Origin of the sequence: Paenibacillus harenae, assembly GCF_030812415.1 — a bacterium.
Classification (GTDB): domain Bacteria; phylum Bacillota; class Bacilli; order Paenibacillales; family Paenibacillaceae; genus Pristimantibacillus; species Pristimantibacillus harenae_A.
Genome location: NZ_JAUSST010000003.1, coordinates 1 through 16,613 on the forward strand (window position 1 = coordinate 1; position 16,613 = coordinate 16,613).

Below are 16,613 nucleotides of genomic sequence, written 5' to 3' on the forward strand. Positions count from 1 at the left end.
GTTCCACTGAAATGTTATCTGCAATGTGCAAACTAGGACAATATTCTAAGAAAACGTGAGCATTTAAGAGCATAGTGATTCTCCATAGAGGGAGGATAGCGTTGAACTTAGCGAAGTGTTGACATTGAAATTCATTATATGTTAGCCTTACTTTAATTGAGAAGAGCGGAGGGGTTACGTGTGATAAACTAATTCTTTGATATTCTTTGCACAATTGAAATTAAATAGTGGTTTAAGGCTATTTGTTTTGCGTGCATTGTAATCGAAGATTGGTTTGCCTTCACGGTAACCTAGTTTAGTACTATACGATTGGAGACAGCCGTAACTCTATCCTCATGTCGTATAGACTGGATTTAAAGAAAATGTAATGAACTTTTTTGATTTATACTGTGAGGGACTGCGAGTCTATCATAGGGTAATCATCTAATTACGTTCATGTTCAAATTCTTTATTCGATTACAGCATGCACAGGCCTATAGCCTGTGTTTTTTTATTTATACATTAATGAAGATCCGATTATCCCTTATATACATGTAAAAAATCTTCCTAATGAAAACAGAATTGTTTTACGGGTAATAGAAAGTCATATTTGGGAGGAATACTTAATGTCAAACCATGAAAATGAAGAAATATTAACAGGGGGAAATGTCTCTAATGTTTATCGTTCGGGAGACACTGTACGACGCGATTTAAAACCAGGTAGTTACAAAATTCATAATCTATTAAAGCATTTGGAGAACAAAGGTTTCAGTTATGCACCAAAATTTTTAGGCATCGATGAAAAAGGAAGAGAGATATTATCATTTATTAAAGGTGAAGCTGGTAATTATCCTTTAAAAGAATACATGTGGTCTGATGATGTCTTAATAGAAATAGCGAAAATGCTCCGTCTTTATCATGATTCTGTGCACGATTTTTCATTTGATGAGAGCTGGGAATCCTTAGATAACACCCCCCAACCATTTGAAATAATGTGCCATAATGATTTTGCAATATACAACATTATTTTTAATCATGAAAGACCAATAGGTATTATTGATTTTGATATTGCTGGACCTGGTCCAAGACTTTGGGACATAGCATATACCCTGTATACTAGCGTCCCCTTAAGTAGATTGCATCTTTCCGAAACAGGTGAAATCATTCATTATAATTCATTACAGCATGCTAACCTTATAAAACAAAGAGTTACATTGTTTTTTGAATCTTATGGTAAAGGAGCAGAAGAAGATTATTTGGAAATGGTATTGCTACGATTAGAAGGGTTATGTAATTTAATGATGAGAAAAAGCAGTGAAGGTGACATTGCTTTTCAAAAGATGATAGATGAGGGTCATCTTGAACATTATCAAAGTGATATTAAATTCATTCGAGAACGTGGAAAAGAGTGGATTTAAAGGTAGATATATTAAAGCAAAGTTATTCTGATACTTTTATAGAGGAATATAAATATGGAAAAATATGCATGTCTATTTAGGTTAGATTAATACCTTAATGATTCGACAGTTTGTTTTTCTAAAGTGCTTAATAGGAGATGATTGGGGAACCTGCTTATATCCCTGAATCTATATGCTCACGAACTCATATTGATTGATTATTCTTTAAGTATAATAGGAAATTAGCTTTGAACTAACGGGTACGTTAGTTCAAGTGATCAGTTTATCAATTGATTACTAGAAGAGAATTTTCTATTTTGGATATGAGGTGATATCAATGGAAAGATGTAAACAATGTCATCGCTCTGTTCAACCCGGTAGTAAGCATTGCGAAAAACATAAGGCAAGGAGAGGACTGCATCGGGTGAAATTCGTTGAGGGAGTCAAGAACCGCGTTCGAACTGAACATGGTCATCTCGTCTGCGAGAATCTAACAGACTGTCCTCTATACGGACTGGTTGAATATAAGGAGAATTGGCTCGATGCGGACCATATAATCGAAGTAATGGAGTTTGACGATAGAGCGACCTTGAAAGAGATTAATGATCCACGAACGAACGGACGGCTACTCTGCAAGCTATGTCATTCCGACAAAAATATTGAGAAACGTCCGGCTAAACGATGGGCATGAAGGTAATAGTAAAAATTTATGAAACCTTTGATAAATTCCATGAAAGCTATGATATATTGACGATATCATCCACATTACGAATTGTAAACTTCATTAATTCGAAACGAGCACTTCAATCGAAGCCAGGAGGCTACTCCGCCTATATTTTTATCTAAACCGTAAATTTCTCGATAGCAAATAAGCAAACTTGTTTTAAAGTCCAACAGAAAGTAGAGAGCAGTCTTGGTGGAGCTGAGTGAGGTTTTCTTATTCTTTGATCTATGAAGGAGAAAAAGCGTAATTGGAATCTATAATGGAACAGGATCAAGCATTAGACAGTGTGTTGAAATTGACATTAAGCAAACGGGAGGAAAGTTTCATCACTTCGCGAATAGAAAAGAAGAGGCAGATTTGCCATCGCGAACTGTAACCCGAAAGATAGACACTTAGAAAAAGTGCCCATCTTTCGGGTTTTAATGGCGTTGCAGTCTTTTCTTGTTCCTTTTGCGGCCATCGCAGAATGTTCTTCGCATCCTGACGCGGCAACAATTGTTCAGCTACAAAAGGCTCCTTGTTCGCCCGTTGGGCTGGTAACGTCTTTGTGCCCAAAAAAACAGCCCTTAGCAAATCCCGATCTTTTCAAGTTGGGGGCTATTTGACGTTTACGGAGGAGCATGGCATTTATATCTACGGTTAAACTTGTCTAACGAATCGGGATCCCGCATTAGGTGCTGTGATCTGGCAACAACGAACTGACTATCATTGACAGAGTTTTCCTGTATACGGCATGAGCCGATTGGACATCTCCCAAGTGTCCACCCATGTAAAGGTGAATAACGCCGTGGAGCGAGGCCCAGACTATTCGTACAACGGATTCCGTGTCGTACTGGCCGGGAATCAGTCCTTGCTCTTGCGCGTTGCTGATCAAGGTCAATAATTGCCGCATGGCTGTTACGGTGCCATGCAGGCTTTCTTCGTCCGGTTTGAAATCTGCGAAGGCTCCTCCGAACATCAGCTTATAATAGCTGGAGTAACGCTGCCCAAATTGCCAAAAGGTTTCCCCTAGATTCAGCAAATGCTGCACCGGATCAGCAGCTTGCGGCGTCCCCTCGAATTCGTTAGCGAGAAGCTTACAACCTTCCAGATACAACTGCTGAGCCAAGCCCTCTTTATTGACAAATAAGCTATAAATGATTTTTGTCGAGCAATCCATTTTCTGCGCTACTTTACGCACCGTAACGGCTTCCGGTCCCTCTTCTTGCAAGAGACTGGCTGCAGCATCAACAACGAGTTTGCGGAGATTTTCAATATTCTGTAAGCGAGCCTCTTGATAGGTTTTCAACACTCGTGTGTTCGTATTAACGGAGTTATCCTGGTCGCTCATAATCATCACCTTCGGTTATCGTGTTTTCGTCAGGAAACAAAGTTTCTTAATTTCTTACAAAGAATTTTATACAGTGAATGGATAGTTGTCAATGAGTCACGTGATGTTCCAAAATCGTATTGACTTTCTAAAAGAGTGTAGTTACAATGAAATCAATCGGAAACACTGTTACCAAATAACGAATGGCTCTTCATTTTCTTGGTAATTGAGGATTAATTCTGAGCACTTGGTAACACTGTTTCCATATCATAACATAGTATCTTAAAGGAGAGTAACACTATGACATTTCAAGGAAAATGGGCACTCGTCACGGGAGCTTCTTCCGGTATTGGAGAGCAATTCGCGAGACAACTGGCCAAACAAGGCAGTCATTTGGTACTCGTAGCCCGATCGGAGAGCAAGCTTGTGAGCCTGGCATCAGAGCTCAAAAAGATGTATGGCATCAAAGCCGAGGTTATTTCTATGGATCTTTCGAAAGAAGGCGCGCCCAGCGAGTTATATCAGCAATGTCGACGTTTGAAAGTGGATATCGAGCTGTTGGTCAACAATGCAGGCTTTGCTACACATGGTTTTTTTGAACAAGTGTCAGGTGAGCGTCAACATGAAGAAGTTATGCTCAATGTCGCCGCTGTTGTAGATATGACCCACTTGTTCTTACCGGATATGTTGCGCAAAAACTCAGGTGCAGTTATCAATGTTGCTTCAACCGCCGGATTTCAACCGCTTCCCTATATGGCTGTATATGGGGCGACGAAAGCTTTCGTCCTGTCGTTTACTCAAGCGTTATGGTGGGAAAACCGCGACCGAGGTATCAAATTCTTCGCACTTTGTCCCGGTTCGACGGACACCAGCTTCTTTAATGTTGTAGGAACGGAAGAAGCCTCTGTCGGAAAGAAAGATACGCCGGAAAGAGTCGTAGAGGTTGCACTTCGTGCGTTGAAGGAAGGGAAAATATACGTCGTTCCGGGTGTGCAGAATTATATCGGGGCGCAGTTATCGCGATTCATAACACGCAAGCAAGGTCTTCGACTTGTTGGAGGCATGCTTCGTCCACGCGGAGGATCCGGCAATAATAATAATTATAAGAATACAGGTAATCAATCCGATCTTGCTGGGAGGACAATACGATGAAAGCTATACAACTGACAACGGCTTCGGCTTTGAGGAATTAAACTTAACGGAACTCGACATACCAACGCCAGGCCCCCATGAGGTGCTGATCCGCATGAGGGCAGCCTCTCTCAATTACCGGGATCTAGTGATCCTCAGCGGATTAATGCCGATTGAAATCAAATTCCCCATCATTCCATTATCAGACGGAGCGGGAGAAATTGTAGCCGTTGGCCAAGGAGTAACAAGGTTTCAGGTCGGACACCGAGTAGCGGGTAATTTGCAACAGCGATTTTTTGCCGGCAACCCAAGACCGGGGTATTAGAAGACAGTCTGGGAGGCCCGTTGAACGGAGTAGCGGCGGAGTATGTCGTTCTACATGAAGACGGAATCGTCCATATTCCCGATCACCTCACTTGGGAGGAGGCCGCCACGTTGCCAATCGCGGCATTAACCGCATGGAGCATGCTAATCGAATACGGTGGTTTGCAAGCGGGGGATACCGTGCTGCTGCAAGGAACAGGCGGGGTTTCTATCTTCGGGCTTCAATTCGCTCTTATGGCTGGAGCACGAGCCATCATCACATCGAGCAGCAACGCCAAGTTAGAACAAGCAAAAGCTCTCGGCGCATGGAAAACGATCAACTATTCGGAAGTTCCCGATTGGGATAAGGCAGCGTTAGAGCTAACTGGCGGCGTCGATCACGTTCTGGATGTTGGAGGAGCGACTACGATGGTGAAATCCATAAACGCGCTTCGCATTGGAGGGACTTTGAGTATGGTCGGATTCTTATCGGGCTTGACTATTCCGGAATACGATGTCACGAGCATCTTGCAGAAAGCCGCTACGATTCGCGGCAGTCAAGTCGGCAACCGGGATCACTTTGAAAAGATGAATCGAGCGATTACCCATCATCGTTTACATCCCGTCATCGACCGAGTATTCCCTCTGGATCGAATTGGAGAAGCATTCGCGCTCTTGGCTGAAGGAAAGCAATATTTCGGTAAAATCGCAGTCCAAATTTAAGTCTCACTTAAAAGACACAGGAGGCACTCTAATGCCAAATACACAAGTTCGATCCGTTAAATCTACTGAAGGCGTGAATCGAATTAAGCGCTCACCACGTAAAATACGAAGATTAGGGCTATCGCTGCTTGCGGTGATCCTTCTTGGAGTCATCGTTTTCTTACTTGTTCCTTCACCCATAGAACCGGTAAAATGGTTGGCGCCGACGGCTCCCTCTTTTCAGAAAGCGGACCCTTGGAAACAGAACAATAAACTTAGCGCTGCTCAGCTGGTCAGTGATGCCCCACAATTCCCGGAATTCATAACATTCGATAAAGCTGGCCAGCTATATACAGGAGATTCAGACGGGAAAATTTACAAGGTTCCTTTCGATGCGGAGGGCAAAAGGCCCAAGTATTTGCAGACACCAAAGGAACGCCTAATGGGCTTAAATTCGATGCCAAAGGCGATTTGATCGTTAAGGATATCAAGATGGGACTTCTGTCTATAAACCAATCCGGAAGCATAGAGGTATTGGCCAATCAAGTAAACGGTAAGCCGATCTATTTAGCTAATGAGCTTGATATTGCCCAGGACGGCTCCATTTATTTTTCCGATACCTCGAACTATGGACGTGTGACATTCAAAGAAATTGCCGAGAACAAGCCGCATGGACGCTTGCTGAAGTACGATCCAATGACCAAACAGACGACCGTCCTGTTAGAAGGCCTCTATTTTGCGAACGGGGTTGCCTTGTCTGCGGATGGAGATTACGTGCTTGTGGCGGAATCGTATCATTATCAGTTGACCAGTTACTGGCTCAAGGGTCCAAAGAAGGGAACATCTGATATTTTTGCTGACAATCTTGCAGGGTTTCCAGACAACATTACGCGTGATGAGCAAGGTCATTTCTGGGTCGGGATCTTCACGACTCGCCTTTCTTTCGTAGATCAGATGCATCGTAGCCCGTGGTTGGCTGGTATCATGGCCAAAGTGCCAGAGTCGTTGCTTAGCGGCGCAAGCGCACCGGCGAAGCATGGGCTTGCAGCTGAGTTCGGCCCGCAGGGAGAGCTTATCGGAAGCTGGCATGATCCGGAAGGTTCGTTGTATGGCGTAACTACGGCTGCAAGCCATAACGGATATTTATACATAGGGACGGCACCAGGAGGTAGTAAGGGTGTTCATCGCGTGCTTTTAACAAAATAATGTTGGAATCTGGGAGGGGGCGAATCATAAAAAAATAGCAGCAATAGATTAATAAAGGGCGATATCCTTCCAAGGTTGTTCCATTTGATAATCAACTGTATTCTCATTTAAGTACATTTCAATTTTTTTGGGTTAGGTATCTAAAGTAATTATGAAAAGTGACTCTGTTTTAACGTACTGGTCGTTTGAGGCCATTTTATCTTTCACATGTATAGATAGAGTCCCATCTTTTAGATCTCATTTAATTGTTCTATAGTCGTAGCTAAGGTATTTTTTGGAGTAAATGAGGTAACGTATTTTCTTTCCTTGATCCTTATTTTCATTCATTTTCTTTAAGTAAATACCATTTTTTTTGATTTTATTTGCACCCATGTTTGTGGACTTGTTTCAAGATCAGATCGTTCAACATTCTTAGAAATTATTTGTTCATTTGAACATCCAAGCAATAGAAAGAAACAAATGGGATTCTTTTGCGGACAAGAGAAAGAGTACATCGAAACGATCCGTCGCGCAATATTGGAGGAGCGGAAGGTAAGATTCGGTTATTCGAAAGGCATGCCCGAAGTCGATGGGAATCGTCATAGTGTTCGTATTGCCGCACCTTATGGACTTGTGCTTGTTCAAGGATCATGGATGCTTATAGCGAATTGTGATCTACGGCAAGAAATTCATCAACATTGCGGATAAAGTGAAGGAATCAAACAACTTTTACATGGAAGCAGCAGAGGATCATCCGGATGGTTTGCTTGTAAACTTTCGCGTTCGTCAGCCCGAGGACTTACTGCATTGGCTGCTCGGCTGGGGAGCGGATGTCGTTGTGCTGGAGCACGAATCCTTCCGGAATCGAGTTCCGCGTTGAAGCTGGAAAAATGTTAAAACGCTACTGACATGCTGTTGTCAGTAGCGTTTTTATATACTCACATTAGATTATCATAAAGGAGCTGTTTGAAGAATATGAACACAATCGAAGCATTACAGCGGTGGTTTTTGCTCATCGAAATGCATGACCGACATCATCTTCTGCACATGGACCGTTTAAAAAATGGGAAATAGTGTATAAAATATGATGAAGAAGGAAGAGATCGGAACGATGTCAACGAATGTAATAAGCCAGCAAAGCCGCTACTGGATTGGCGTTGTATCTTCTTCTCATGTGAAACGGGGTGTGCTGGGTGGATTCGCCCAGCTCTGCCATGGCAAGTCTGCACCTTTGCGTAGGATGTGTCCTAGTGATTGGCTGATATACTATTCTCCACAAACGGACATGTCGAAGGGGGAAAAGCTCCAAGCATTTACCGCCATTGGACAGGTTGCGGATGACAGAGTCTACGAATATCAGATGTCCGAATCCTTTGTGCCATTCCGTCGGAATATACGCTATATTCCGTGTCGAGAAGTGAAGATTGCCGATTTAATGGACCAGCTTACCTTCACACGTGGGAATCGAAATTGGGGGTATACCTTCCGCTATGGTCATTTCGAGATCGGGTTCGAAGATTTTCTGACGATTGCTGGCTCAATGCTTGGCGCTGCGGAGACATCCAACATATTTCCCAGCTCTCTTAATTAAGCTGAATTTACCACAAGTTCGTTACACTAACGGAGAACTATAGTTCAATGTATTCCGCCAATCGAATTTTTTATGACTCGTTTCTTTGTTGGCGATAATTGTTTGTTTGAACAGGAAACAAAAGTTTCATTGCCTACCTTAATTACCGGTGATGTTATTGACATTTTCAATGAAACCTATGTAATTATAAGCAGGCATTTTGGTTTTAATGAGAATGCTTTTGTTACAGTATATGATATAAAGAAACGTTAATTAGGGCATTTAAGCATTATGCTAACGGAGAACGATAGTATAATGTTGAAGGGCTGCCACGTGGAAGCCCTTCGCTCAACTAACAGGCAGATTAGTTCCAAAGTGTGGTAATATAGTTTCTGTAGGACCAATAAATGAACACGGGCTAACCCAGGTGATTTGTATGAGTTTAACCCACGAATTTTATCTTCTTAGCGGCGATTTTGATTTGAATGACAGATATGAATGGTACCGAACTAATCGTTATACATGGGCTGAGAAGTCAGTAGTATCAGATGAGATTATTCAATACATGATGGACTTTTTGAACTGGTTACCTTCGTATAACCCCGAAACAAAAGAAAGTCACAGAGGGTTAAATTACTATGGGGTAACCGTTATTAATAAGCCGGGAGCAGAGAAGCTAATAAAGATATTAGATAAATGGCTTAAATTAATCGAAGAAGCACCCGACACATTCAGTTTAAGAGGAGATACTGTTTGGAAAGAAGAAGAGAATGAAGATGGCTACTGGGAACAAACGAGAAATTGGTTGAAGCGAGAAAGAATGCAGAGTGAATTAGCAGTTTTAATTGACTTAGCTGTCAAAGCTTCAGACAATAACCATTTGATTATTCATTTTGGAATCTAAGTACAGCCGATTAAGGAAAAAATATGAGCTCATAGGCTGGTTAGCAACCAGCAGTGATTGATGTGATAGTCGAAATTGATGGTTACTTTGAGAATGTACTGCTTACAGGCAAAACATGTTCAATCAGAGAATTAAGAAAGAAGTATAATATTGTCAAAAGACAATGCACAAACATAAAAGATTTTTCAGCCGTCTTTTGCAGACTATTTGAATATGAACTAATACCTGATTCATATAAAGAAGGGATTCGGATTGATTTCATAATTGATACAGATATAGACCATATTCATACACCAAGGAATTCAACTAATGGGGAACGATAGCGCAATAAAGACACGAAAGCAGCTGGTCATAACGATTGGCTGCTTTTTCCGTTGAAGTAACGGGCAGGAGAGTTGCATAAAGAAATGGAATTATGATAATCAAAATCTTAAAATAGGCTTGGGAGGGACAAGGATGGCAATGCCCACACATATTATAGCGGTAGGCGGTATAGTAGAAAATGAACAGGGACACATTCTCTTAGTGAAAACGCAACATGGTGGTTGGGTGTTCCCTGGAGGTCAAGTGGAAGTAGGTGAGAACCTAATGGATGCGTTAAGTAGAGAAATAAAAGAGGAAAGCGGAATAGACGTGGTTGTTTCTCACTTGATTGGAGTTTATTCTAATACAGGTATTCATAAATGGCATGACGGTGTTACCGATATTCCAACCAAGGTAATGTTAGACTTTACATGCCAGCCCGTTGGTGGAGAGTTATCTACTTCTGAGGAAACATCCGAAAGTCGTTGGTTTGAAAGGGATAAGGTACTGGATATGGTCACAGCTCCCGCCATACGAACACGATATCAAGCCTATTTGGATTTTGGTGGAAGCTCATTCTATATGGAGTATGTTACTCGACCCAATTTTGAAATAAAAGTGAGTCGGACTATATAACCGTTTTTCAGCGTCGTTCAACTAGCGGGTACGTTTGTTCAACGAGTTCTAGCTACCCGATTACGTAAACCGGATTCCTTTGAAGAGTAAAGGGTCCGGTTTTTAAGATATCGCCGGAGCCGGAATCTGCCTTTACCGGATTGACTGGCCAAGCTGCTGGACAAGCTGGCTTCGATCGAGACAAGCAGGGAGCAAGCAGGGGAACGCTTCCGTGATGTGCAACAATGATCCGTTCCCAAACAATTTCTTGGATGACGGTTTATTGCGCCTGCTGGATTGGGAATACGCAGGGATGGGCGACGTTATGTTCGATTTGGCGTGCCTCGCATGGGGATATCTGGAATGGCATGTGGGCAACGTTGCAAATCGGAACCTCTCATCCGACATTCAACTATGCGGAGATGGCCGGTCAAATGTTCGGCGGAATGGAGCAGCAGCTATGACAGACGGCTTCGGCCGTCTCTGCGAAGCCGTCTCTCATCTATCAATTCAATAAACGTAATGACGTAACCCCCCTCTTTGAAAATCACTTATCTCTTAAAATCTAACTCACCGTCTTAGTATATACATCCCTAGATGCTGCGGCTTTAAGAACGCAGGGATTTACTGGAATTAGATAGAAGTTAGTTACTAGGGTATAGCCGCGTATTTGATCTGCCATACAATGAGGATTTCATAGAGGGGCGGCTTTCTACGGTTTATACGCTGCATTTTGAAGGAACCGAGATTCTGCTGGATTCCAATAATGGCGCGGTACCAGCTCCCCACCCGCTGATGTTTTTTAAGACAGATGATATTTGGCAGACACTCCAGTTTCTGAAGGAATCCGAGATTGTGATACATAACGAGATATTAGAAAACAAAATCGTCATTTTTGAAGATCCTGACGGCAACCGTTTGATGGCAATTCAAATGTAGCACTGCTGAACTAACGGATACGATAGCTTCATAACTAGATATATTAGGCTGCCGGTGATCGGTGGCCTATTCCGCTAACTGCAACGCAACATTCTTTGTTGCAGATTTCAGGGTACTTTAACCGCCCGGACGGTTAGTGAAATATTGTTGTTCCATCATTGCAATGTTTTGTTCCATCATGTATACGGCTTCTTCTGGTTCTATGATCTTGGCGTCATAGCTTACTCCCCAAATCATGTCTACATAGAAAGCCAACTGCCGAACGGGAATCGACATTCGAAGTGTTCCTCCGCCATCTTCATGAAGGACGATGAAAGGATACAGCCTGCCGTTCGGCTCTAGCTTTCTGACCCCTGCCGCTGTCAAGCAAACAACGAGCACCGTTTTTACGGTGTCTGTTATCTCCATGTCTGGCCAATCGCGTATGGACTTCAGATCCAAATCTTCATGAAATGCAATGGCTTCGTTCAATTGCGCAGAAAGTATCCGATCCGCACGGAACAGACGGTAGGCTTTACGGTTAAAGCAATAAGCCGGACAATACCAATAGCCGCGGTCGGAATAAAGCCCAATAGGCTGAACATCCCTAGTTTCAAACTTTTTAATCGAACCGTATTCAATTGTTACCGTGCGCCGAACCATAATGGCCCGCAGCAAAACTTGAAGGCAAGCCGCAGACATTTCGCGGTTGGGACTCCAAATGGCGACTTTGTCCTTTAAACGATCGATTTGTTCTTTTATATCAGGTTGCAAATAGTGGTAAAACTTATCCATTGCAGATTCCGTCCCTTCTCCAAATGGGAGCGAACCGTAATATTTCAAGGATTGCGCTGAGAAAAAGATGGAGATCGCTTCACTTTCAGTGAACGCGATTGGCGGAAGCATTCGTTCGTTTAAGATCTTGAAGCCTCCCCCACGCCCTTGGATGGAATAGAGGGGTACGCCGAGCTCACTTAAATCAATTAAATCCCGGGAAATCGTTCGCTCCGACACGCCTAGATCAATTGCGAGCTCGCCGATTGTGAAGGATTTTCGTGCGTTAACCTTCATCATTAATAGAATTAATCGCTGGGATTTATGCATTCATCACCCAACCCTTACTGTTTTTTTTATTTTAACACGAAAAGACGTCACTACCTGTCATGTTTTCTTGCTACTCTTGAAATACGCGTCATTGCTTTTGAGTAAAGAAGACGCCAAAGTGGAGGAGGAAACGGCAATATGGTTGAAGTAAACGAGCTCATCCATAAATGCATCAGGATGTGGAACGAACCGGACCCCGTAGTCAGGCGCGAATTGATTACCGATCTTTGGGAGGCGGACGGTCTACATTATGCCGGGAATATCGAAGCAAGAGGACTCGAGCAGATCGAACAGCGCGTCGCGAACGCATACGACAAATTTGTGAAACAAGGCGGATATCAATTTATTTTAAGCGATACCGTAAGAAGCCTCCGCGACGTCGTTATGTACAATTGGGAAATGGTTCCGTCTGGAGGGGGAGAGGCTTCGGCAAGCGGGTTCGTTTTTCTGTTTATCAATAAAAATGGGCGTGTTCGTCTCGAATACCAGCTTTGAAATAAATGATAGACGAAGTCAACTCGAATACCAGTTTTGATTTCAAGCTGAAGGGACTTTAAGCGACCGGCCATATCGAAATGAGCTTGCTATCGTTTTTGAATTCAAAAATAATCAAATTTGTTCGTTTAAAGAGTTTGTAGGTATGACGCTAAAAAAATATGAGGACTAAAATTGAAAGAAGCAGAGCGCCGCGGCACTCTGCTTTTTTCTTTGAGGTACTGGCCGCAGCCAAACGGAGGATTTCATCCCTTTGTCGAGTCCCGTTAAAAATTCCGATGGAGCCCGGTGTTTTTCCGGGATATAAAAAGGCCGCAGGATGATCCCGATGTCGATCATTAAGTTTCCGTAAACATAGCAATATCTTCAGTGATTATTGTCATATTTGATGCTCACATAGACGAAAACCTTCTTATCCGGACTATAATCATTGTCCGTATGTCCCTTAACTCTCCACTCTGCTCTGTAACCCACGGGCACCTCGGCAGCACTGTACTTGGTACCATCTGTGAGTAACGTCGTATCTTCCGGCAATCGCTTACCCTCGCCCACAGTCTCTAGACTAAGATCATAATCTTCCCCTACAGGGGAAATCATGGAGACCTTAACAACTCCATGGAAACCATTAGGAGGGCTCCAAGATCCACTCAACTCTTGTCCTGAGGACGAAATGTACCCGTAATATAACAAAAACTCATAATTGGATCCGCCGTATGAATAAGTTTTGGAATCGGAAAGTTGAAAAGAAACGGGAGCCGTATATGCCGCAGTAGTGGCCGTCACTTCTTTTTTCACACTATGATTGCTATCGGCATCGACGGCGACCAATGAAAAGAGGTAGGACGAATTTGGAGACAGCCCCTTCACTTCATAGCTGTTCACGTCCCCGTTCAGGGTATTCAGCAGCGTATTGTCTTGGTATACCAAGTATTTGTCTACGCCCGTTTCATCCGTAGCCGGCTGCCAATTGAGCCGTAAGCTGTTATAGGTCACATCGGTAACCGTCAGCACGTCGCCTTCAGGCCACTGTGGCGCTTTAGGAGTCTCGCCAAGTCCTTGAACTTGTACGGGAGTATAACGGTTTGTCGTTGTTTTATCGCCGAGTTGTCCATAAGCATTCCATCCCCATGCCCAAACGGTCCCGTCGCTCTTGAGGGCCAAACTATGCCAAGTACCCGCAATGATGGCGGTTACCGAATCAAGACCCTGTACTTGAACGGGAGTATGGCGGTCTGTCGTACTGCCATCGCCGAGTTGACCAAATCGATTCTCCCCCCACGCCCAAACAGTTCCGTCACTTTTGACTGCCATACTATATTTATAGCCTGCAGCTACATAGACCACATCTGTGATGCTAGGAAGCTGAACGGGGACGGTATGTATTGTCGTTGTTCCATCGCCAAGCTGGCCATGATCATTCCCCCCCCAGACCCAAACGGTACCGTCGCTCTTGAGTGCCAAACTATGCCAAGTTCCCGCAAAGATGGCGGTTACCGAATCGAGACCCTGTACTTGAACGGGAGTATGACGGTCTGTCGTACTACCATCGCCGAGTTGGCCAAATAGATTCTCCCCCCACGCCCAAACGGTTCCATCGCTATTAATTGCCAAATTATGCGCTGCGCCTGCAGAGATGGCGGTTACCGAGTCGAGCCCCTTCACTTGATCAATATTCCTCGTGTAGTAATCGTCCGAACTGGTTCCATCACCCAGTTGGCCCGAATAATTTTTCCCCCACGCCCAAACGGTACCGTCGCTCTTGAGTGCCAAATGATGCTGAGACCCTTCAGAGATGGCGACTGCCGAATCGAATTTATTGCCAAGATTATCGGTAACTTGAGCCGGTGTTGGGTTGGCAGTCGGATCATCCCAGCTTGCAGAAGGCATCGTTATTCCCCACTCCCAGACGGTTCCGTCGTTTAGGAGAGCTAAACTATGCGAATCATCTGCAGCTACGCGGTCCACCTCTTTAATGCTTTTGATCTGAACGGGGGCATAACGGTCTGTCGTACTTCCGTCACCGAGCGCGCCCCAGTAATTATTACCCCACGCCCATACCGTTCCGTCCTGTCTTAGAACGAGACTATGACTCCCTCCGGCTGAAACCATCGTTACACCCGATTTCGAACTCTCTGCTTCCACCGTGGAACCGGCCTCAGCGGCGGCTGCCTGAAAGGGCAGAAGCAGCGTCAGCATCAGAAATCCACAAACCAAAAGAATAAACCGTCGTCTCATCAATCTTCACTCCCATCATTGTTCCAACTTGAATATTACCATATTACGGAAATTTTTTGACCTGCTCATTGCACTAGTACAAATCTGGTGCAATTGTCATAACAGAGGGTGCAGATAAAGGGATAAAGATCGTCCCAACAGCACTTTATTATGAATTTACTATCAAAAAATTTGGACGCATGGAAATTGGCAGTCTTGAAAATGGCTTAGAAGCGCCTCATCTCCGCCATTGCCTTCGTGTTGGCTGCTTGGTGCTATTGAACTACTATAGTTAAATGAATGAAGCATAAACTTATCTGGAAATTGGATCGACAATGTATATATCGATGTTTGTGTTGATTATTTTGGTAGATTTGTTTCATAATAGTGCGGTTACCAATGTAACCTATAACAGCGTACAGCTGAATTGGCAGCCGGCTATAGATGAAACGGGTGTAGACAAATACTTGGTATACCGATACAATACGCTGTTATGAGCCTCCCGGCTCTTTTCGGCTTTCCGATACCAAAACTTATTCATACGGCGGATCCAATTATGAGTTTTTGTTATATTACGGGTACATTTCGTCCTCAGGACAAGAGTTGAGGCGATCTTGGAGCCCCCCTGAAGGTTTTCATGGAGTCGTTAAGGTCTCCATGGTTTCCCCGGAAAGGGAAGATTATGACCTTAGTCTGGAGACCGTGGGCGAGGGTAACCGAATGCCGGAAGATACGACGTTACTCACAGGTGGCACCGAGTACAGTGCTGCCGAGCCCAGTGGTTACAGAGCGGAGTGGAGAGTTAAGGGACATACGGGCAATGATTTTAATCCGGATAAGAAAGTTTTCGTCAATGTGAGCATCAAATATGACAATCACTGAAGATATTGTTATGTTTTCGGAAACTTAATGGCTGGCCGCGGAGTCTCCCCGCGGCCTTCTTTGTACCTTCTTATGCGTGGTGATAATTAAAATATCTTCTTTACAAGCGAACGTGTATTCGGTATTATCTTTATGGGTTAATTTACCAGAATTATGAGGGAGTGATAAATGGTGGAGATTACCAACGAAATTCGTAAATAAGTCGTTATGCGCAACTTTATGACAGAGACGCTTAGACATAAACTTAATTGAGGAAAGCTTTATTAGAGATTATGACTTTTAATTCATAAGGAGAAAAACTATGACAAAAAATAAATTACTACGAATGGACAACGTCCTCATCGTCGTTGACGACCTCGAAGCCGCTAAAGCCTTCTTTCTCCAACTCGGATTCGAGTTGGAGGGCGAAACGACCGTCGAAGGCTCCTCCGTAGATCGTCTCATTGGCCTTCAGAACGTCCGTGCTACCCTCGCGTTCATGCGCACTCCGGACGGCCACGGACGGATCGAGCTGGACAAGTTCCACACGCCGGATGCAATCAGAACTGGGCCAGAGAAGGCTCCGGTGAACGAACTCGGGATCCGCCGCATCATGTTCGCCGTCGATGACATCGATGATGTGGTCGCGCGCCTGCTTGCCCACGGCGCCGAACTGGTCGGCGAAGTGGTGCAATACGAGGACACGTATCGACTCGCCTACATCCGCGGTCCCGAAGGCATCATCGTCGGGTTGAACGAGCAGCTCAAGTAATAAATCGGTAACGGATGTTTTAGGAAATCCACCATCAATATATCAAACAATAAAACCTCTCATTGGAGCAACCCTAGATTTATTAGGACTAATGGGAGGTTTTGTTATGAAATTAAGTGAGTTGTAA

General features: G+C 43.8%; 15 protein-coding genes and 3 pseudogenes. 14 read left to right on the forward strand and 4 right to left on the reverse strand.

Going from position 1 to position 16,613, the window contains the following annotated elements; translation table 11 throughout:
• Positions 1–605: 605 nt before the first annotated feature.
• Positions 606–1,397, forward strand: coding sequence for a phosphotransferase (locus J2T14_RS10120; RefSeq protein WP_307470437.1), 792 nt, complete (start codon positions 606–608; stop codon positions 1,395–1,397).
• Between the two features lie 973 nt (positions 1,398–2,370).
• Here J2T14_RS10120 and J2T14_RS10125 read toward each other — a convergent pair.
• Both J2T14_RS10125 and J2T14_RS10130 read right to left on the reverse strand, forming a co-directional pair.
• Positions 2,371–2,655, reverse strand: a complete 285-nt coding sequence (locus tag J2T14_RS10125; RefSeq protein ID WP_307470438.1) for a hypothetical protein — start codon at positions 2,653–2,655, stop codon at positions 2,371–2,373.
• A gap of 115 nt (positions 2,656–2,770) precedes the next feature.
• The gene (locus tag J2T14_RS10130) at positions 2,771–3,430 is read right to left on the reverse strand and encodes a TetR/AcrR family transcriptional regulator (RefSeq protein ID WP_307470440.1); all 660 of its coding nucleotides are present in this window, start codon (positions 3,428–3,430) and stop codon (positions 2,771–2,773) included.
• A 279-nt stretch (positions 3,431–3,709) separates the two neighbouring features.
• Here J2T14_RS10130 and J2T14_RS10135 point away from each other — a divergent pair, with 279 nt between their 5' ends.
• From J2T14_RS10135 to J2T14_RS30845, 11 genes and pseudogenes are all read left to right on the forward strand, one after another.
• On the forward strand, positions 3,710–4,561 hold the full coding sequence (locus J2T14_RS10135) for an SDR family NAD(P)-dependent oxidoreductase (RefSeq protein ID WP_307203420.1): 852 nt from the start codon (positions 3,710–3,712) through the stop codon (positions 4,559–4,561).
• 94 nt (positions 4,562–4,655) lie between these two features.
• Positions 4,656–4,865 carry an alcohol dehydrogenase catalytic domain-containing protein gene (locus J2T14_RS10140; RefSeq protein WP_307471905.1) on the forward strand — a complete coding sequence of 70 codons (210 nt, stop codon included), beginning with the start codon at positions 4,656–4,658 and terminating at the stop codon, positions 4,863–4,865.
• Positions 4,866–4,885: 20 nt separating this feature from the next.
• Entirely contained in the window at positions 4,886–5,566 is a 681-nt protein-coding gene (locus J2T14_RS10145; RefSeq protein ID WP_307470442.1) for a zinc-dependent alcohol dehydrogenase family protein, read from the forward strand.
• A gap of 31 nt (positions 5,567–5,597) precedes the next feature.
• A complete protein-coding gene (locus J2T14_RS30835; RefSeq protein WP_373458136.1) occupies positions 5,598–6,020 on the forward strand; it encodes a hypothetical protein in 423 nt (140 codons plus the stop codon).
• On the forward strand, positions 6,017–6,751 hold the full coding sequence (locus tag J2T14_RS10155; protein WP_373458137.1) for an SMP-30/gluconolactonase/LRE family protein: 735 nt from the start codon (positions 6,017–6,019) through the stop codon (positions 6,749–6,751). The genes J2T14_RS30835 and J2T14_RS10155 overlap by 4 nt, the downstream gene beginning before the upstream one ends.
• 477 nt (positions 6,752–7,228) lie before the next feature.
• Positions 7,229–7,638: pseudogene (locus J2T14_RS10160) on the forward strand (WYL domain-containing protein); the annotation flags it as partial.
• A 203-nt stretch (positions 7,639–7,841) separates the two neighbouring features.
• On the forward strand, positions 7,842–8,321 hold the full coding sequence (locus tag J2T14_RS10165) for an EVE domain-containing protein (protein ID WP_307470445.1): 480 nt from the start codon (positions 7,842–7,844) through the stop codon (positions 8,319–8,321).
• A gap of 415 nt (positions 8,322–8,736) precedes the next feature.
• Positions 8,737–9,204: a coagulation factor 5/8 type-like protein gene (locus tag J2T14_RS10170; RefSeq protein WP_307470447.1), complete on the forward strand. Its 468-nt coding sequence runs from the start codon at positions 8,737–8,739 to the stop codon at positions 9,202–9,204.
• Positions 9,205–9,660: 456 nt separating this feature from the next.
• On the forward strand, positions 9,661–10,143 hold the full coding sequence (locus tag J2T14_RS10175; protein WP_307470449.1) for an NUDIX hydrolase: 483 nt from the start codon (positions 9,661–9,663) through the stop codon (positions 10,141–10,143).
• A gap of 214 nt (positions 10,144–10,357) precedes the next feature.
• Positions 10,358–10,438, forward strand: a pseudogene (locus J2T14_RS31085) (hypothetical protein); the annotation flags it as partial.
• Positions 10,439–10,794: 356 nt separating this feature from the next.
• Positions 10,795–11,061, forward strand: a pseudogene (locus tag J2T14_RS30845) (VOC family protein); the annotation flags it as partial.
• 117 nt (positions 11,062–11,178) lie between these two features.
• Here the strand turns inward: J2T14_RS30845 and J2T14_RS10180 are convergent.
• Entirely contained in the window at positions 11,179–12,144 is a 966-nt protein-coding gene (locus J2T14_RS10180; protein WP_307470450.1) for a helix-turn-helix transcriptional regulator, read from the reverse strand.
• A gap of 138 nt (positions 12,145–12,282) precedes the next feature.
• On the opposite strand from J2T14_RS10180, the gene J2T14_RS10185 reads away from it, so the two are divergent.
• Positions 12,283–12,639 (forward strand): hypothetical protein, encoded by a 357-nt coding sequence (locus J2T14_RS10185; protein WP_307470452.1) that lies wholly within the window; start codon positions 12,283–12,285, stop codon positions 12,637–12,639.
• Between the two features lie 366 nt (positions 12,640–13,005).
• Here J2T14_RS10185 and J2T14_RS10190 read toward each other — a convergent pair whose 3' ends face one another.
• Positions 13,006–14,874, reverse strand: coding sequence for an RCC1 domain-containing protein (locus J2T14_RS10190; protein WP_307470454.1), 1,869 nt, complete (start codon positions 14,872–14,874; stop codon positions 13,006–13,008).
• 1,162 nt (positions 14,875–16,036) lie between these two features.
• On the opposite strand from J2T14_RS10190, the gene J2T14_RS10195 reads away from it, so the two are divergent.
• Entirely contained in the window at positions 16,037–16,486 is a 450-nt protein-coding gene (locus tag J2T14_RS10195) for a VOC family protein (RefSeq protein WP_307205358.1), read from the forward strand.
• The last annotated feature ends 127 nt before the right edge of the window (positions 16,487–16,613 follow it).